This window comes from Lacinutrix iliipiscaria, from assembly GCF_042686125.1.
Classification (GTDB): Bacteria; Bacteroidota; Bacteroidia; order Flavobacteriales; family Flavobacteriaceae; genus Oceanihabitans; species Oceanihabitans iliipiscarium.
On record NZ_JBHUOV010000001.1, the window covers coordinates 1,203,925 to 1,222,014 of the forward strand.

The 18,090-nt window shown below is 34.1% G+C and carries 23 protein-coding genes; 18 read left to right on the forward strand and 5 right to left on the reverse strand.

Annotated features, from left to right (window positions below; genetic code table 11):
• Nucleotides 1-11 precede the first annotated feature (11 nt).
• From ACFS5M_RS05390 to ACFS5M_RS05410, 5 genes are all read right to left on the reverse strand, one after another.
• Nucleotides 12-839, reverse strand: coding sequence for a hypothetical protein (locus tag ACFS5M_RS05390; RefSeq protein ID WP_183486570.1), 828 nt, complete (start codon nucleotides 837-839; stop codon nucleotides 12-14).
• Between the two features lie 26 nt (nucleotides 840-865).
• A complete protein-coding gene (locus ACFS5M_RS05395) occupies nucleotides 866-1,666 on the reverse strand; it encodes a hypothetical protein (protein WP_183486572.1) in 801 nt (266 codons plus the stop codon).
• A gap of 26 nt (nucleotides 1,667-1,692) precedes the next feature.
• The gene (locus ACFS5M_RS05400) at nucleotides 1,693-3,231 is read right to left on the reverse strand and encodes a SusD/RagB family nutrient-binding outer membrane lipoprotein (protein WP_183486574.1); all 1,539 of its coding nucleotides are present in this window, start codon (nucleotides 3,229-3,231) and stop codon (nucleotides 1,693-1,695) included.
• Between the two features lie 12 nt (nucleotides 3,232-3,243).
• The gene (locus ACFS5M_RS05405) at nucleotides 3,244-6,378 is read right to left on the reverse strand and encodes a SusC/RagA family TonB-linked outer membrane protein (protein WP_183486576.1); all 3,135 of its coding nucleotides are present in this window, start codon (nucleotides 6,376-6,378) and stop codon (nucleotides 3,244-3,246) included.
• A 120-nt stretch (nucleotides 6,379-6,498) separates the two neighbouring features.
• Nucleotides 6,499-8,193 carry a hypothetical protein gene (locus tag ACFS5M_RS05410; protein ID WP_183486578.1) on the reverse strand — a complete coding sequence of 565 codons (1,695 nt, stop codon included), beginning with the start codon at nucleotides 8,191-8,193 and terminating at the stop codon, nucleotides 6,499-6,501.
• A 178-nt stretch (nucleotides 8,194-8,371) separates the two neighbouring features.
• Here ACFS5M_RS05410 and rpsL point away from each other — a divergent pair, with 178 nt between their 5' ends.
• From rpsL to rpsN, 18 genes are all read left to right on the forward strand, one after another.
• The gene (gene rpsL, locus ACFS5M_RS05415) at nucleotides 8,372-8,746 is read left to right on the forward strand and encodes a 30S ribosomal protein S12 (RefSeq protein ID WP_042499114.1); all 375 of its coding nucleotides are present in this window, start codon (nucleotides 8,372-8,374) and stop codon (nucleotides 8,744-8,746) included.
• A gap of 22 nt (nucleotides 8,747-8,768) precedes the next feature.
• Complete coding sequence (gene rpsG / locus ACFS5M_RS05420; RefSeq protein ID WP_183486580.1) at nucleotides 8,769-9,245, forward strand: 30S ribosomal protein S7; 477 nt, start codon at nucleotides 8,769-8,771, stop codon at nucleotides 9,243-9,245.
• A gap of 6 nt (nucleotides 9,246-9,251) precedes the next feature.
• Nucleotides 9,252-11,378 carry an elongation factor G gene (fusA, locus tag ACFS5M_RS05425; RefSeq protein ID WP_183486582.1) on the forward strand — a complete coding sequence of 709 codons (2,127 nt, stop codon included), beginning with the start codon at nucleotides 9,252-9,254 and terminating at the stop codon, nucleotides 11,376-11,378.
• 11 nt (nucleotides 11,379-11,389) lie between these two features.
• On the forward strand, nucleotides 11,390-11,695 hold the full coding sequence (rpsJ, locus tag ACFS5M_RS05430) for a 30S ribosomal protein S10 (protein ID WP_010181931.1): 306 nt from the start codon (nucleotides 11,390-11,392) through the stop codon (nucleotides 11,693-11,695).
• A gap of 122 nt (nucleotides 11,696-11,817) precedes the next feature.
• Nucleotides 11,818-12,435: a 50S ribosomal protein L3 gene (gene rplC, locus ACFS5M_RS05435; protein WP_183486584.1), complete on the forward strand. Its 618-nt coding sequence runs from the start codon at nucleotides 11,818-11,820 to the stop codon at nucleotides 12,433-12,435.
• Nucleotides 12,435-13,064, forward strand: a complete 630-nt coding sequence (gene rplD / locus ACFS5M_RS05440; RefSeq protein ID WP_183486586.1) for a 50S ribosomal protein L4 — start codon at nucleotides 12,435-12,437, stop codon at nucleotides 13,062-13,064. Before rplC ends, rplD begins: the two co-directional genes overlap by 1 nt.
• An 8-nt stretch (nucleotides 13,065-13,072) precedes the next feature.
• Complete coding sequence (gene rplW, locus ACFS5M_RS05445; protein WP_183486588.1) at nucleotides 13,073-13,363, forward strand: 50S ribosomal protein L23; 291 nt, start codon at nucleotides 13,073-13,075, stop codon at nucleotides 13,361-13,363.
• Between the two features lie 10 nt (nucleotides 13,364-13,373).
• Nucleotides 13,374-14,198, forward strand: a complete 825-nt coding sequence (gene rplB / locus ACFS5M_RS05450) for a 50S ribosomal protein L2 (protein WP_183486590.1) — start codon at nucleotides 13,374-13,376, stop codon at nucleotides 14,196-14,198.
• Nucleotides 14,199-14,201: 3 nt separating this feature from the next.
• Nucleotides 14,202-14,480 (forward strand): 30S ribosomal protein S19, encoded by a 279-nt coding sequence (rpsS, locus tag ACFS5M_RS05455; RefSeq protein WP_183486592.1) that lies wholly within the window; start codon nucleotides 14,202-14,204, stop codon nucleotides 14,478-14,480.
• 6 nt (nucleotides 14,481-14,486) lie between these two features.
• Complete coding sequence (gene rplV, locus ACFS5M_RS05460) at nucleotides 14,487-14,894, forward strand: 50S ribosomal protein L22 (RefSeq protein ID WP_183486594.1); 408 nt, start codon at nucleotides 14,487-14,489, stop codon at nucleotides 14,892-14,894.
• 7 nt (nucleotides 14,895-14,901) lie between these two features.
• The gene (rpsC, locus tag ACFS5M_RS05465; RefSeq protein ID WP_183486596.1) at nucleotides 14,902-15,621 is read left to right on the forward strand and encodes a 30S ribosomal protein S3; all 720 of its coding nucleotides are present in this window, start codon (nucleotides 14,902-14,904) and stop codon (nucleotides 15,619-15,621) included.
• A 20-nt stretch (nucleotides 15,622-15,641) separates the two neighbouring features.
• Nucleotides 15,642-16,061 carry a 50S ribosomal protein L16 gene (gene rplP, locus ACFS5M_RS05470; protein WP_183486598.1) on the forward strand — a complete coding sequence of 140 codons (420 nt, stop codon included), beginning with the start codon at nucleotides 15,642-15,644 and terminating at the stop codon, nucleotides 16,059-16,061.
• Between the two features lie 12 nt (nucleotides 16,062-16,073).
• The gene (rpmC, locus tag ACFS5M_RS05475) at nucleotides 16,074-16,265 is read left to right on the forward strand and encodes a 50S ribosomal protein L29 (RefSeq protein WP_183487292.1); all 192 of its coding nucleotides are present in this window, start codon (nucleotides 16,074-16,076) and stop codon (nucleotides 16,263-16,265) included.
• Nucleotides 16,266-16,278: 13 nt separating this feature from the next.
• On the forward strand, nucleotides 16,279-16,536 hold the full coding sequence (rpsQ, locus tag ACFS5M_RS05480) for a 30S ribosomal protein S17 (RefSeq protein ID WP_100996943.1): 258 nt from the start codon (nucleotides 16,279-16,281) through the stop codon (nucleotides 16,534-16,536).
• 2 nt (nucleotides 16,537-16,538) lie between these two features.
• A complete protein-coding gene (gene rplN / locus ACFS5M_RS05485; protein WP_183486600.1) occupies nucleotides 16,539-16,907 on the forward strand; it encodes a 50S ribosomal protein L14 in 369 nt (122 codons plus the stop codon).
• 14 nt (nucleotides 16,908-16,921) lie between these two features.
• Entirely contained in the window at nucleotides 16,922-17,233 is a 312-nt protein-coding gene (gene rplX / locus ACFS5M_RS05490; RefSeq protein ID WP_183486602.1) for a 50S ribosomal protein L24, read from the forward strand.
• Nucleotides 17,234-17,235: 2 nt separating this feature from the next.
• On the forward strand, nucleotides 17,236-17,787 hold the full coding sequence (rplE, locus tag ACFS5M_RS05495; RefSeq protein WP_183486604.1) for a 50S ribosomal protein L5: 552 nt from the start codon (nucleotides 17,236-17,238) through the stop codon (nucleotides 17,785-17,787).
• Nucleotides 17,788-17,790: 3 nt separating this feature from the next.
• Nucleotides 17,791-18,060, forward strand: a complete 270-nt coding sequence (gene rpsN / locus ACFS5M_RS05500; RefSeq protein ID WP_183486606.1) for a 30S ribosomal protein S14 — start codon at nucleotides 17,791-17,793, stop codon at nucleotides 18,058-18,060.
• Nucleotides 18,061-18,090 lie beyond the last annotated feature (30 nt).

Here is an 18,090-nt window from a genome sequence, read left to right on the forward strand (position 1 = left end):
TATTAACGATACTAGTTACAGCCGTTAGCTCCACTAGTAACATTTCCTTCAGTAGGAACTGGTCCATCAGAATATACAGTTCCATCAGCAGCAGTGATAACATAAGTGTTTTCACTCTCCCAACCTGGAGCATCACCAGTTCCTCCACCAGATACATAATCTATAGAGAAAGGAACATCCTTTTGAACTAGTACATCTATTGTTTGTGTTTCAGATACACCTAAAACACCATCAAGATCTTCATTGAAATAGTCTGTAGTTACACCATCAACAGTTAATGATAAGTAACCACCGTTCCAGCCATCTCCGTATGCATCTGTCATTTCAAAAGTCCAGATACAGTATTCGAAATCTTCTAGAGTTATATCAATAGAAACTTGAGCTGGACTAGTAAGAACTGTTCTATTTGCCGCAGCGCTAATATTTACAGTAACACTCTCAGCACCTTCAGTTTGATCTAAGTCTAAGATTGCTTGTACAGGAATATCAAAAGAAGTTACTCCAGCATCTACTCTCATTTCAAAACCATCACCAATATTTCCAGTATCAGGTCTTAAGTCATGAGTACCTGCAATAAAGTCATCATCTTCAGTCGCTGAACCACCTTCTACAGTTTGTATTTTAAAGTAAGATACTTTAGTGGTTGCACGATCTAGTGTGAAAGGAATTACACCAGTTTGTCCTTCAGCCACTACTAAACTATTAATAGTTGTTGTAGCGATTGGCTTTTGGTTAGAAGGATCTTGACCAGGAGTGTCATCATCATTACATGAAACAAACACCATACCTACTAACAATAAAGCAAAAGTTTTTAATTTTAAGTTATATATTATTTTCATTTTATTTTATTTAAAGTTAATTTAAATTATAGAGGTGTGTAAGTTGTAGCTCCAAGGTCAAACCATACTCCAGTACTAGGGTCTCCACCGTTGTAAAGAATAATTCCATCAAAAGTAATGGCACCAGATTCGCTTACAGAACCAGTACTAGTTGCTAAAGAACCTAATTGCCATCCGCTTACATTAATTTCTCCACAAACATTTGTGAAATCAAACCAAACAGGGTCTGTTCCACCAAAACCAATACCAGGTAAGGCACTAATTCTGTATGTATTAGGAGCTAACTCGGTAATTGTAGCTTGACCTGCAGCACCAGAAGGTAAATCAGGACAGCTGTAAACACCAGCATGATCAGATTGACAACCAACAAATGTAATTGTATAAGTACTATTTGGACTAGATACTGTACCTCCTTCAGAAGCAGTAGTTAATTTAAGTACTAAAGTCGTAGGTGTATCAGGATCTAAACCTCCTGTATTTACTTGAATTGGTAAAATACCAAACTCAGTATTTGCAGCAATATTAAAAGAACTACCAGTTAGAGTAAATTCATTACCTTCTGTTGCAGTTGAACTAGGGTCAACTACATAGTTTACTGTTAAATCATTAGATAACAATAACCCAGAATTACCTCCTAAAACATTAACAGGTATGTCTACATTAATAGGACCTACGTCAACAAAATGACTTTCAAGAGTTGAACTACTTGCGAACCCAACAATGTATGGGCTGTTTGAAAAATCCGTGTCTACTTCATCATCTACTAAACAAGATACACTTGTTAAAGAGATTGCAAGAAGAACTAATATTAATTTTATTTTTTTCATTTTTAAATATTTTTTTAGTTAGAATTCTAGTTTACGTCCCAGAATATTTTTGTTGTAAAAGCATCTCCAGTTGATTGATCTGGTACATTAGCTGAATTTGTTGAATATTCAGATGCTGGGTATAATAACCTGTTTGGACGACTAGATTCACTAGCAGTTATAGCTAAAGGTAAATCAGGGAAACCTGTTCTTGTATATTCTATCCAAGATTCAATACCATTAATTCCCATATTGGCAATCCATTTTTGAGTCATTATAGCTTCTAACTTATTTGTAGAACCATCCCAACCGATTAGGTTAGTTCCAGAACTTGCAGCGATATACGCACTTGCTCCAGTTGCACCTAATAAGTTAAATGATGCAGTAATTCCTGCCTCAAATAATGCTTTTGCATCTCCAGACATATAAGTTCTATAAACAGCTTCAGATTGTAAGAAATAACTATCTGCAGCAGTGAAAAAATAACTCACTTGGTCAGAGCCTTTAACAATACCATCTCCTAAATTTGATAAGTTTGGTGGAGCAGTAGTATTATCAGCACCTTGTTGTACACCAACAACGGTACCAGCCATAGGACCACTAGTTAAAGGTTCAAATAAACGTGTTAATCTATTATCTGGAACTCCAGTAGCAGTTCCGTCTTCTGTTACAGCTCCTTTTAAAAACTCAGCAGCATATTCAGAAGGTGTAATAAAATCTCTATCAAATGTATTTACACCATTTACGTCAGTTCCGTAATTAGCGTAAAAAGGGTTTTGCTTTCCTACAGAATTTTCATAAGGAGGATTTATAACGACATCACTAGTGATAAAATCTCTATTTAAAGCAGCAAATTCAGTAGCTAAATAAGTAGCAGTTTCTCCATCAACGTCAGCTAATTCAGATTGACGCATTAATAATTTTAATATTAATGTGTTAGCAAATTTATTCCAACCTGACATATCACCACCAAATACAACATCTTCCATACCAACTGTAGCATCAAACTCATCAGCATTAGCCATCCAGCTAATTGCACGTTTAGCATCTTCTACTAAACCTCTATAAATGGCTTGATCATCATCATAAGCTGGTGTTAGATTGCTGCCAAACTGAAGTGCTTCAGTATAAGGTGCATCACCATATAAATCAACTATGTATTGGAAGTAATACGTTTTGATTAATTGCGCTATAGCCTTATGATTATCATAATCCTCACTAGGATTATTTATAATCGCTTGAGCTGTACCACAATTTTGGTATAATGTTTCCCAAATTCTTGGGTGGAAGTTTTGAGTTAAGTTTAAAGAAAACTCATCTAAAAACCCACCAGTTACATTATTAACATCACCTGCCCATGAATTCATCATGATGTTACCAAGTTCGTTAATTTCTACCTCATAACTTCTAGAGTTCACAGAAGTTAAACGATGAGATGTTAAAGCACCAGCCAAAAGAAGGTCAGGATTTACAACATCTGAGGTAGGATCTACTTCAGACTCATTAACGTCTAAAACATTTTCACAAGAACTAAATACAACACTTAATGCTGTAAGTAGTAATAAATTTTTTATATATTTTTTCATTTTCAATTTTTATTAAAAAGTTAAATTAAGACCTAAACCGTATGATCTTGTCGCTGGATAAGCAGTACCATTTGTAGTAATACCTTGCGCGTTACCCGTTGAAAAACCTTGTTCTGGATCATTATAACCTCTGTTCTCTGTTGGTAGAACAGTTAATACGTTTCTTGCAACAGCACTAAGACTTACTGCAGTAAGGAATGTTCTGTCTAAGAATTTTTTATTAAGATCATAACGTAATGATAATTCTCTTAATTTAAATGCAGTAGCATCTAGCACATGGTTTTCACCAACGTTTCTATAGTTATTAAAGAACGTAATGAATGCACCAGCAGTAGTACCACCACTAGGAACAGATGTATTAGCTTCATAAACTCCTGGAGATGTTTCAATAGCAGAATTTGGCCAAATAAATGCACCTCTACCAGACTGTGCTGTTTCTACAGCATGTCCACTCCATGTCATGTTAGCTTTAGTATCAGAATAGAATACATGACCTGTTCTGTAATCCATAGTTGCAGATAGTGTAAAATCTTTATATCTAAAAGATGTGTTAAGATTTACAATATGCTTAGGTGTTGTTCTACCGGCAATTTTAAGACCTGTAGCTTCAATAGGATCACCACTATTAGGGTTGATTAATACACGACCTTGATCATCTCTTTCATAAGCATTAGTTACAATTACTGGGAAGTTTTCACCTTCAATTGCCATAACTTCAGCATATCCTAAGAATCCACCAAGACTAACTCTATCAGCTTGATCACTTACACTTACTACTTCATTTTCAGTAGTTGAGTAACCTAAGTTAATATTCCAGTCCATGTTTTCAGATTTAAGAACTTTAAGACCTAAATCTACTTCAAAACTAGTTCCTTTTGTTTCTGCTAAGTTAATAGTTGCACCACCAAAAGTAGCTAAACCAGAAGAAGCAGAAGCACCAACATTTGTAATTTGGTCAGTTGTGTTAAACATCGCAAAATTAGTATCAAGTGTTATTCTGTCTTTTAAGAACCCTAAGTTAAGTCCAATTTCTTGAGACGTTGTAAACTCTGGAGTTAATAAAGGATCTGTTACACTAGTTGGAGAAGTAAAAGAGTTTTGACCTCCTAATGAGAAACCTTGTGCTTGGTTGTAAACTTGTTGAATTGCATAAGGACTGATTCCTCCATCATTACCAACTTTTACATAACTCGCACTAAGTTTAGCATAGTTTAAAATATCTCCTTTTATTTGAGGGAAAGCTTTTGTTGCAATAAATGCTAAACCAACACTTGGATAAAAATATGAGTTGTTAGATTTAGATAAAACTGAAGACCAGTCATTTCTACCTGTAATATTTAAAAATAAGAAATCTTTATATCCTAAATCTATTTGCCCATAAGCACCAATCTTAGATTCTCTCTCTCTTCTTGCGCCTGCACCAAAGTTATCACCTGTAATAGTTTCATCTAATCCAGCATTTAAGTTTCCTGAAGTATATAAACCAGGAATAGTTAAATCAGACCCACCAACACGTAAAAAGCTTCTTTTAATAATTCTATTACTTAAACCTAAATTGGCTTTGAAAGTAATATCATCAGTAAGTAAATAATCAAAATTTAATAATAAGTCAGTGATATACTGTTTAAAGTTACTACTTGATTGGTTATAACTAGAAGCTACACCTCTACCTGCACCACTACCAAAATAGTTAGTAATATAGTCAGCTGGCTCAACATATTCATTTTGCCAGTTTAGACTAGTAATGTTAGTAAATAAACCATTACTTCTTACTAATGCATTAATATTATCGTTAAAAGCATAGGTCATTTCTCCAGTAACACTATAACGCTCAGCGTCAGTCGCATTTCTAGCATTATCTCTTACCCAGTATGGACTGTTAAAGTAAACATTCCAGTGACCTTCTTGACCTGAATTTTCAAATTGTTCAACATCTACATTTGAAGGCGTTTGAATAAGGTCATTATATAATGTACCATTAGTTCTTCCTAATTTAGTATTAGTGTAAGTCACATTTCCAGTGAATCCCCATTTTCCTAAATTTTTACCTCCTTTAAAGTTAAAGGCTGTTTTTCTTCTTTTATCATCTTGGATAACGAATTCAGTTTCCTCTAACTGTCCTGAGATATATAAATATCCATCAGCATCACCTGTAGATAAGCTTACAGAGTTTTGAGTTGTGATACCAGTACTAAAGAATTCTTTTATATTGTCTGAACCTTGAGTGCTATATGGCGCCATAATATATGAACCATCAGCTTGAGGTAATCCTACAGGTACTATTTGACCATCAAATTCTGGACCCCAACCACCGTTTTCATAAACAATGTTTTCAAAACCATCACCTAAATCCCATCCTTGACCATATCTAGTTTGTCTTTCTGGAACATAATCAACAGTTTCAAAATCAACAGAACTTCTAACTGCAACAGTTATTTTTTCAGTTTCATTATTTCCTTTTTTGGTTGTAACTATAATCGCTCCATTTGAACCGTCAGAACCGTAAAGAGCGGCTCCGTTAGCACCTTTAATTACATTCACAGACTCAATTGAGTTTGGATCTAAAGATTGTAATAAAGAGGCCGTAGAAATAGTACCATCAATAACAATCAGCGCTTGATTGTTTCCAGAGATAGAACGGTTACCACGTAAAACAATTCTAGTTCTGTCGTTTACACCATTACCATTGGCAATTACTTGTAAACCACTAACTTTACCAGATAATCCTTTTACTACGTTTGGATTGTTTGCTTTAACAAGTTCATCAGCTTTTACTACTTGATTAGCTGTTGTTATCTCATCTTGCTTTCTTTTAATACCAAGAGCAGTTACAACAACTTCATCTAAAGTGTTGTCTGGTTGTAAAGTTACATCTATTGTATTAGATGCACCTACTGTTTGAGATTGTGTAGCATAACCTACATAACTAAAATCTAAGACATCACCTACATTGGCATTAATTGAATAATTACCATCAAAATCGGTTGATGTTCCAGTAGTAGTATTCTGGATGATTACTGTAGCCGTTGGTAAAGGCAGTCCGTTTTCATCAGAAACTGTTCCTGAAATTGTTTTTTCTTGTGCAAACGTAAATTGCACAACAAACGCCAGTAATAGCGTTAAAATTCCACTAAACTTTGTTTTCATTTTATATTTTATTTGAATTAGTCTGCCCCAAAAATCATAATAAAAAGTTAATTAAACAATAATTATTGGTTAAAATTTTCATTTTTTTTTCAAACTCATGCTTTTAAACTTATTATTATGTTAAAAAACAGCTGTTAAACTTAAATGTATTTTCGAGTTTGAAAACTTAAATTTCTGATTTTCAGTTTTTCCATTTGCATAGTTGAACTTTAATAATCCAGCCTTGGTTAATAAACCAAAACCAAAGCCAAAACCATAAAGCTTTTCTTTTTGAACCAACAGTTTGTTTTCTAAATAGGCAAAATCTATTATAGAGTGTATATATATTGAGTTGCTAAGCTGGTATCTATATTCAGTATTTAATAAACCGTAAAGCGATGCAATAATACTGTTTTCTTCAAACCCTCTTATAGTATTTATACCACCAAAACGGTATAATTCATTTTCTAAATATGTATCAGAAAATATACCCGAACCATTAAGTCTTAGGTATGCACTATTTTTCGGATTGAGATTGAAAATTTTAAAGGCATTAAATAGGAAGAGTGTTTGGTTTTCAGACTGACTTAAAAAATCACGTTTACCAGCGCCTACTTCAATGTCGAATAACAAGTTTTTACTAAAAAGTCTACTATTTTGTCGTTTACTATAAATAAACCTTACATTATATGTGTTTGAATTATAATCTTGTATTTCTAATGGAGAAGTATCTTCTTCTAGTAAATTGTTAGATTTAGTATTGCTGATTCCAAAATAGACATTAGTTTGTGGATTGATTTGATAAAATAATTTAGCTTTTTGATTTACTGTAGTGAATGATGAATCTTTTTTGAAAATATTTAAGCCAACTTCTACGCCTAATGGGGAATTGAATAAATAGGGCAAACTTAAATTAGCATTAAATGTTTTTAATTCGTTTTCATCACTTTTATAAATCAAACTAAAAGACTCACCATAATTAAGGTTGTTATTTAAGTCTAAGTTTAAATAGCCTGTTAAATCAACTTTCTTAGTTTCTTCGTTGGTGCCAAAACCAAGAAAGCCATCAAAGCTATTACTTTTTGATTTTTCTAAATAAAGATATAGAATGGTAGAGTCTTTGGTAAATAAAACTTCAGGCTCTTTTATTTGATTAGCAAACTTTAGTTCGTTTAATGTTTCGGTTTTACTTTTTACTTGCGAAAGATTAAAAATGGTTTTTGGTTTAATCTTTAAATAATGTTTTAAGTACGATTTAGGAAACTTTTCATAACCTTTCAAAATTATTTTATCAATGGTTCTTTTTTCTAAAACATCTTTAGTCTCTAATTTAGCTTGTAATGTATTTTGATCTTTTGCTGAAATATCCTGAAGCCGAATTTCACTAAAGGGAAAGCCTAGATCACTAATTTTCGAGTTAATTGTATAAAGCGCAGCTTCAATAGTATGAAAAGGTAAAATGAAATAATTTTCATACACTTGGTTTGAAACCAGTTGAATGATGTCTTTAGCGACAATAGCTTCATTGTAATAAATGTGAATATCTTGGTATTTGTTTTTTAAATTAAAAACAACTTGAAACGTAGAATCATTTTTGGGTGTTAAAGGTTGGTGTTCACTTTCAACATACCCAATATGAAATAATTTTTTTTGAAGCGTATTTACTTCTTGCGTAATAGCATTTATGTCTGGGTGGAATTTTTTATATGAAATTGAATCTATGACTGCTGTTTCAATGAGATTTTCACCTTTAATGTCAAGTTGAAGATTTTGGCAAATTCCTTCAGAAGAAAATAGTATATATATAATAAGGTATAAGAGGAAAAGTTTTTGCACTGCTTTTTTAGCTTTTTTATGTTGTAAATCTAACGGAAAAACTGCACTAATAATATAGTTTAAAACCCAAATTTTAAATTCTGTAAAAAATTAATGTTTTGGCGTTTGATTTTTTCAAATTAATTCCTACATTTGCAGCCCTCTAAGAAGAGGATTTAAAAAATTATATATAACATATATGCCAACAATTTCACAATTAGTACGAAAAGGAAGAGCCAAAATAACCAAGAAGAGTAAATCGGCTGCTTTAAATTCGTGTCCACAAAGACGTGGTGTGTGTACTCGTGTTTATACAACGACACCTAAAAAACCTAACTCAGCAATGCGTAAGGTGGCAAGGGTTCGTTTAACAAACGGAAACGAGGTTAATGCATACATTGGTGGAGAAGGACACAACTTGCAAGAGCACTCGATAGTATTGGTTAGAGGTGGAAGGGTTAAAGATTTACCAGGAGTTAGATATCACATCGTTCGTGGTGCCTTAGACACAGCAGGTGTTGCAGGTAGAACACAACGTAGATCTAAGTATGGTGCAAAACGCCCTAAGAAGTAATTTAAAACTTTAAGAAGAAGACATGAGAAAAAGAGCAGCGAAAAAAAGACCGCTTTTACCAGATCCAAAATTTAACGATCAGTTAGTAACGCGTTTCGTTAATATGATGATGTGGGATGGTAAAAAGTCAGTAGCTTTTAAAGTATTTTATGATGCTATTGCCATTGTAGAAGAAAAGAAAACAGACGACGAAAAAACAGCTTTAGAAACTTGGAAAGATGCCTTGTCTAACGTTATGCCTCACGTAGAAGTACGTAGTCGTAGAGTTGGTGGAGCGACATTTCAAATTCCTATGCAAATCCGCCCAGATAGAAAAGTATCTACAGCAATGAAATGGTTAATTAGCTATTCTCGTAAAAGAAACGAGAAATCAATGGCTCAACGTTTAGCTTCAGAAATTTTAGCTGCTGCTAAAGAAGAAGGAGCTGCTGTAAAGAAAAGAGTAGATACGCATAAAATGGCAGAAGCAAATAAAGCATTCTCTCACTTTAGATTTTAATAAGACATGGCAAGAGATTTAAAATTCACAAGAAATATAGGTATTGCTGCTCATATTGATGCAGGAAAAACCACAACTACAGAGCGTATTCTTTATTATACTGGAGTTTCTCATAAAATTGGTGAAGTACATGATGGTGCTGCAACAATGGATTGGATGGAGCAAGAGCAAGAAAGAGGTATTACAATTACTTCGGCAGCGACGACTTGTACATGGCAATTTCCAATTGAAAATGGAAACCCAACACCAGATACTAAAGGATATCATTTCAATATTATTGATACTCCTGGTCACGTAGATTTTACAGTTGAAGTTAACCGTTCATTACGTGTACTTGATGGTTTAGTGTTCTTGTTTAGTGCTGTTGATGGTGTTGAGCCACAATCAGAAACTAACTGGAGATTAGCAGATAACTATAAAGTACCTAGAATCGGTTTTGTTAACAAAATGGACCGTCAAGGATCTAACTTTTTAGGTGTTTGCCAACAGGTAAAAGATATGTTAAAGTCTAATGCAGTACCGATTGTTTTAAATATTGGTGATGAGGCTGACTTTAAAGGAATTATTGATTTAGTAAAGAATAGAGCTATCGTTTGGCATGATGAAACACAAGGGGCAACTTTTGATGTTATTGACATTCCAGAAGAACTGAAAGCTGAAGCTAAAAAATATAGAGCATTACTTATTGAAGAAGTAGCCACTTACGATGAAAATCTTTTAGAAAAATTCATGGAAGATGAAGATTCTATTACAGAAGACGAAGTGCATGCTGCACTTAGAGCTGCTGTAATGGATATGGCTATTATTCCAATGATTTGCGGTTCTGCATTCAAAAATAAAGGTGTACAATTCTTGTTAGATGCAGTATGTCGTTATTTACCATCTCCTACTGATAAAGAGGGTATTGTTGGTGTGAATCCAGAAACTGAAAAAGAAGAAATTCGTAAGCCAGATGTTAAGGAGCCGTTTTCGGCCTTGGCATTTAAAATTGCAACAGACCCATTTGTAGGACGTTTAGCATTTTTCCGTGCTTATTCTGGACGTTTAGATGCTGGATCTTATATTTTGAACAATCGTTCAGGTAAAAAAGAACGTATCTCACGTATCTATCAAATGCATTCTAATAAACAAAATGCTATCGATTATATCGAAGCAGGAGATATTGGAGCAGCAGTAGGATTTAAAGACATTAAGACAGGTGATACCATGTCTGATGAAAAACATCCTATTGTTTTAGAATCTATGGATTTTCCAGATCCAGTAATTGGTATAGCTGTAGAGCCTAAGACTAAAGCTGATGTTGATAAACTAGGTATGTCTTTAGCAAAATTAGCTGAAGAGGACCCAACATTTACAGTAAGAACAGATGAAGCTTCAGGACAGACTATCATTTCTGGAATGGGAGAGCTTCACTTAGATATTATTGTTGACCGTTTACGTCGCGAGTTTAAAGTTGAAGTGAACCAAGGACAGCCACAAGTAGAGTACAAGGAAGCTATTACTCAAGCTGCTGACCATAGAGAGGTTTACAAGAAACAATCTGGTGGTCGTGGTAAGTTTGCGGATATCGTATTTACTATTGAACCAGCTGATGAAGGTGTTGTAGGACTACAATTTGAATCTACAATTAAAGGTGGTAACGTTCCTAAAGAATTTATCCCTTCAATTGAAAAAGGATTTAAAATGGCAATGGTTAATGGTCCATTAGCAGGTTACGAAGTTGATTCTATGAAAGTGACATTAAAAGATGGATCTTACCATGATGTGGATTCAGATCAACTATCTTTCGAATTAGCTGCTAAACTTGGATTTAAAAACTCAGCAAAAGCTGCAAAGGCAGTAATTATGGAACCTATTATGAAACTTGAGGTAATTACTCCTGAAGAAAATATGGGTGATATCGTTGGGGATTTAAATAGAAGAAGAGGTCAAGTAAGTGATATGGGAGATAGAGCAGGTGCAAAAACAGTGAAAGCTACTGTGCCATTATCTGAAATGTTTGGATATGTAACGACTTTAAGAACGTTATCTTCTGGTCGTGCAACATCAACTATGGAGTTTTCACATTATGCAGAAACACCTTCAAATATATCTGAAGAAGTAATTAAAGCTGCTAAAGGCGTTGAATCGTAAATCTTAATAAAATGAGTCAAAAAATCAGAATAAAATTAAAATCTTACGATCACAATTTAGTAGATAAGTCTGCTGAAAAGATTGTAAAAACAGTAAAAAGTACAGGTGCTGTAGTCACTGGACCAATTCCATTACCAACACACAAGAAAATTTTCACTGTATTACGTTCACCACACGTAAATAAGAAGTCAAGAGAACAATTTCAATTAAGCTCTTATAAGAGATTATTAGATATTTACTCTTCATCTTCTAAAACAATTGATGCTCTAATGAAATTAGAGTTGCCAAGTGGTGTAGAAGTAGAGATCAAAGTTTAATTTTTAAACTTACATGTCCTAAGCTGCGAGCGAAGGAAAAACGGTAAAAAATACAATTCAAGGCTGAAACGTATTTTCAGCCTTGAATTTTAATAAATAGTAACAATAAATAAATAATAATTATGTCTGGGTTAATTGGAAAAAAAATCGGTATGACCAGCATCTTTGATGAAAATGGAAAGAATATTCCATGTACAGTAATCGAAGCTGGACCATGTATCGTTACCCAAGTCAGAACTGAAGAAGTAGATGGTTATGAAGCCATTCAATTAGGTTTCGATGACGCGACAGAGAAAAGTGCTACTAAAGCTGACTTAGGTCATGCTAAAAAAGCAGGTACTTCTGTAAAACGCAAAGTTGTTGAGTTTAAAGGTTTTGATGAGGAGTACAAATTAGGAGATGCTATTACAGTAGAACACTTTACTGAAGGTGAATTTGTTGATGTAGCAGGAACTTCAAAAGGAAAAGGATTTCAAGGTGTTGTAAAACGTCATGGATTTGGTGGAGTTGGTCAAGCAACGCATGGTCAACATAACCGTTTAAGAGCTCCAGGTTCTATTGGTGCTGCTTCATATCCTGCGAGAGTATTCAAAGGAATGAAAATGGCAGGTAGAATGGGTGGAGACACAGTAAAAGTTCAAAATTTAAGAGTTTTAAAAGTAGTTGCTGAAAAGAATCTACTTGTGGTAAAAGGATGTGTTCCTGGCCATAAAAACGCTTATGTAATTATTAGAAAATAATGAAAGTAGCAGTTGTAGATATTAACGGAAAAGACACAGGTAGAAAGGTAGACCTTTCTAAAGATGTGTTTGCTATTGAGCCTAATAATCATGCTGTGTATTTGGATGTTAAACAATATTTAGCAAACCAAAGACAAGGTACTCATAAAGCTAAAGAAAGAGCTGAGATTGCTGGAAGTACACGTAAGATTAAAAAACAAAAAGGAACTGGTACAGCTAGAGCTGGATCAATTAAGTCTGGTGTATTTAAAGGTGGTGGACGTATGTTCGGGCCAAGACCAAGAAACTACAGTTTTAAATTGAATAAAAACCTTAAGCGTTTAGCACGTAAATCTGCTTTAAGTATTAAGGCAAGTGAAAAGTCAATTGTTGTATTAGAAGATTTAAATTTTGATACACCAAAGACTAAAAACTTCACATCAGTTTTAAAAGCTTTAGGGCTAGAAAACAAAAAATCTCTCTTTGTGTTGGGGGCTTCAAATAATAATGTATATTTGTCGTCACGCAATTTAAAAGGCTCTGAAGTTGTAATGAACTCAGAATTAAGTACTTACAAGATTTTAAATGCAAATCAAGTAGTGCTTTTAGAGAGCTCTTTAGAAGGAATTGAAACGAATTTAAGTAAATAAGAAACAGAATGAATATCTTAATTAAACCGATAATCACAGAAAAAGCGACAGCTAGTAGCGAGTTAAATAACTGCTATACTTTTCAAGTGAATACAAAGGCGAACAAGGTAGAAATCAAAAAAGCAGTTGAAGCTGCTTATGGCGTTTCTGTTGAAAAAGTTCGTACTATAAATGTCCGTCCAGATCGTAGTACTAAGTTTACAAAAACTGGTATTCAACATGGTAAAACAAATGCTGTTAAAAAAGCAATTGTACAACTGGCGGAAGGTGAAATGATTGATTTATACAGTAACATGTAATTAGACTAAAATGTCAGTAAGAAAATTAAAACCAATCACACCAGGACAGCGATTTAGAGTAGTAAATGGTTACGATGCCATAACTACTGATAAGCCGGAGAAAAGTTTATTAGCTCCGAAAAAAAGGTCTGGTGGTAGAAACAATCGAGGAAAAATGACCATGCGCTATATTGGTGGAGGTCATAAGAAAAAGTATCGTATTATCGATTTTAAACGTAACAAAACTGGAATTCCAGCAGAAGTTAAGTCTATTGAGTATGATCCAAACAGAACTGCTTTTATCGCTTTATTGAATTATCAAGATGGCGAAAAAAGATACATCATTGCACAAAATGGCTTACAAGTAGGTCAAACAGTTGTCTCTGGTGAAACTGCAGGTCCAGAAATTGGAAATGCAATGCCTTTAAGTCAAATTCCATTAGGAACTATTATTTCTTGTGTAGAATTACGACCAGGACAAGGAGCTGTAATGGCTCGTAGTGCTGGTGCTTTTGCACAATTAATGGCAAGAGACGGTAAGTTTGCAACTATTAAATTGCCTTCAGGTGAAACGCGTCTAGTGTTAGTAACGTGTATGGCAACTATAGGAGTTGTATCTAATTCAGATCATCAATTGTTAGTGTCAGGAAAAGCTGGTAGAACAAGATGGTTAGGAAGACGTCCTCGTACTAGACCAGTAGTAATGAATCCTGTAGATCACCCAATGGGAGGTGGTGAAGGAAAATCAGCTGGTGGTCACCCACGTTCTAGAAATGGTATACCTGCTAAAGGTTATAGAACCCGTTCTAAAACAAAAGCGAGTAATAAATATATTGTAGAACGTAGAAAGAAATAAGACATGGCAAGATCATTAAAAAAAGGACCTTACGTTCATTATAAATTAGAGAAAAAAGTAGCTGCAAATGTTGAAGCTAATAAAAAAGCAGTAATTAAAACTTGGTCAAGAGCAAGTATGATTACTCCAGATTTTGTTGGGCAAACTATAGCAGTACATAACGGACGTCAATTTGTACCAGTTTACGTTACAGAAAACATGGTAGGACATAAATTAGGCGAATTTTCACCAACACGATCTTTTAGAGGTCATGCAGGTGCTAAAAATAAAGGTAAAAAGTAGTAAGCTATGGGAAGTCGTAAAAAACAAATGGCAGACGCTATTAAGGAAGCAAAGAAGGAAGTTGCTTTTGCAAAACTTAATAACTGTCCTACATCACCAAGAAAAATGCGTTTAGTAGCTGATTTAGTAAGAGGCGAACGCGTAGAAAAAGCTTTAAATATCTTAAAATTCAATCAGAAGGAAGCTTCTAATCGTTTAGAGAAATTATTGTTGTCTGCAATCGCAAACTGGCAAGCTAAAAACGAAGATGCAAGCATTGAAGAGGCTGAATTATTTATTAAGGAAATTAGAGTCGATGGCGGATCTATGTTAAAAAGATTACGTCCTGCACCACAAGGTCGTGCACACAGAATTAGAAAACGTTCTAACCATGTAACATTAGTGGTTGGAGCTAACAATAACACACAAAGCTAAGATAGATATGGGACAAAAAACAAATCCAATCGGAAATCGCTTAGGAATTATCAGAGGATGGGAGTCTAACTGGTATGGAGGAAACGATTATGGTGATAAACTTGCCGAAGACGATAAGATTAGAAAATACGTTCATGCACGTTTATCTAAGGCTAGTGTTTCAAGAGTAATCATTGAGAGAACTTTAAAACTTGTAACCGTTACTATCACTACTGCTAGACCTGGTATTATTATCGGAAAAGGTGGACAAGAGGTAGACAAGTTAAAAGAAGAACTTAAAAAGATTACAGGTAAAGAGGTTCAAATCAACATATTTGAAATCAAAAGACCAGAACTTGACGCATTTTTAGTAGGATCAAGTATTGCTCGTCAAATTGAAAACCGTATTTCATACAGACGTGCAATCAAGATGGCTATTGCTGCTACTATGCGAATGAATGCAGAAGGAATTAAAATCCAAATTAGTGGTCGTTTAAATGGAGCTGAAATGGCACGTTCAGAACACTACAAAGAAGGACGTATTCCTTTATCAACCTTTAGAGCTGATATTGACTATGCTTTAGTTGAAGCACATACTACATATGGTAGATTAGGTGTGAAAGTATGGATCATGAAAGGCGAAGTATATGGTAAAAGAGAACTTTCTCCGCTTGTTGGTTTATCTAAGAAGCAAGGAAAAGGTGGACGTGGTGGAAATAATAAGAACCAATCTCGTCGTAGAAAGTAATTTTTTAAAGAACAGAAAAAATGTTACAGCCTAAAAGAACAAAATTTAGAAAAATGCAAAAAGGACGTATGAAGGGGAACTCTGGTAGAGGTCACCAATTATCGTACGGAACTTTTGGAATAAAATCACTCGATTCAAACTTTTTAACGTCACGTCAAATTGAAGCTGCTCGTATTGCTGCTACGCGTTACATGAAAAGAGAAGGGTCTTTATGGATTAAAATCTTTCCAGATAAACCAATCACAAAGAAACCTCTTGAAGTACGTATGGGTAAAGGAAAAGGAGCTGTAGAATATTGGGCAGCTGTTGTTAAACCAGGAAGAATCTTGTTTGAAGTAGGAGGTGTGCCATTAGACGTAGCTAAAGAAGCATTACGTTTGGCTGCACAAAAACTACCTGTTAAAACTAAGTTTGTAATTGCTAGAGATTATCAAGCATAATAATTTAAGATGATGAAACAATCAGAAATTAAAGAATTATCTACTGCTGAGTTACAAGAAAAACTTAGTGAGACAAGAAAAAGTTATTCAGACCTTAAAATGGCTCATGTAATTTCTCCTTTAGAGAATCCAATTCAATTACGTTCTGTAAGAAGAACAGTAGCTAGAATTGCGACTGAATTAACAAAAAGAGAATTACAATAATTCGGCTTAAAAGATGGAAAAAAGAAACTTAAGAAAAGAACGTATAGGAATCGTTACTAGTAACAAAATGATGAAATCAATTGTTGTTGCTGAAGTAAAAAAAGTTAAACATCCTATGTATGGAAAGTTCGTGTTGAAAACTAAAAAATATGTTGCACACGATGAAACAAACGATTGTAACATTGGAGATACTGTAAAGATCATGGAAACAAGACCTTTAAGTAAATCTAAATGTTGGAGATTAGTTGAAATAATTGAAAGAGCTAAGTAATTATGGTACAAACAGAATCAAGATTAAAAGTAGCTGATAACACTGGAGCAAAAGAGGTTTTAACCATTCGTGTTCTAGGTGGTACAAAAAGAAGATACGCTTCTGTAGGTGACAAAATTGTTGTGACCGTAAAAGATGCAACACCTAATGGAAACATTAAAAAAGGTGCTGTTTCTACAGCAGTTGTTGTGCGTACTAAAAAAGAAGTAAGAAGACCAGACGGATCTTATATTAGATTTGATGATAATGCTTGCGTATTATTGAACCCAACGGGTGAAATGAGAGGTACACGTGTATTTGGTCCTGTTGCTAGAGAACTTCGTGATAAACAATTCATGAAAATTGTATCATTAGCACCAGAAGTGCTTTAATACATTTATAAAAGATGACAAAGCTTAAAATAAAATCAGGAGATACAGTAAAAGTTATTGCTGGAGATCATAAAGGATCAGAAGGTAAAGTACTACAGGTATTAATAGATAAGAACAAAGCGATCGTTGAAGGCGTGAACATGGTAAAGAAACATACTAAACCAAGTGCACAAAACCCTCAAGGTGGAATCGTAGAAAAGGAAGCTTCAATTCAAATATCAAACTTATCATTGTTAACTTCTAAAGGAGAAACAACAAGAGTTGGATATAGAATGGAAGGTGATAAGAAAGTAAGGTTTTCAAAAAAATCTAATGAAGTAATATAGTTATGGCATATTCACCTAGACTTAAAGAAGAGTATAAAAGCAAAGTAATTGCAGCTCTTACAGAAGAATTCGGTTATAAAAATGTAATGCAAGTACCTAAACTTAAAAAGATAGTATTATCTAAAGGTGTTGGTGCAGCTGTTGCAGATAAAAAACTAATTGACTACGCAGTAGAAGAATTAGCAACAATAACTGGACAAAAAGCTATAGCAACTATGTCTAAAAAAGATGTTGCTACATTTAAATTACGTAAAGGAATGCCAATTGGCGCTAAAGTAACTTTACGTGGAGAAAGAATGTATGAGTTTTTAGATCGTTTAATTACAACAGCCTTACCTCGTGTAAGAGATTTTAACGGAATTAAAGCTACAGGATTTGATGGAAGAGGTAACTACAATTTAGGTGTTACTGAACAAATTATTTTTCCAGAGATTGATATTGATAAGGTAAACAAAATATCAGGAATGGATATTACATTTGTAACTTCTGCAGAAACTGACAAAGAAGCAAAATCATTATTAACAGAACTAGGGTTACCTTTTCAAAAGAACTAAGTTATGGCTAAAGAATCAATGAAAGCCCGCGAGGTTAAAAGAGCAAAAACAGTAGCAAAATATGCTGAAAAACGTAAGGCTTTAAAAGAAGCTGGAGATTATGAAGCATTACAAAAGCTGCCAAAAAATGCTTCACCTGTGCGTATGCATAATAGATGTAAATTAACAGGAAGACCTAAAGGATACATGCGTACCTTTGGAATTTCACGTGTTACATTTCGTGAAATGGCAAACCAAGGTTTAATCCCTGGTGTTAAAAAAGCAAGTTGGTAAAATTATTATAATCAGATTTCAGGTTCAACA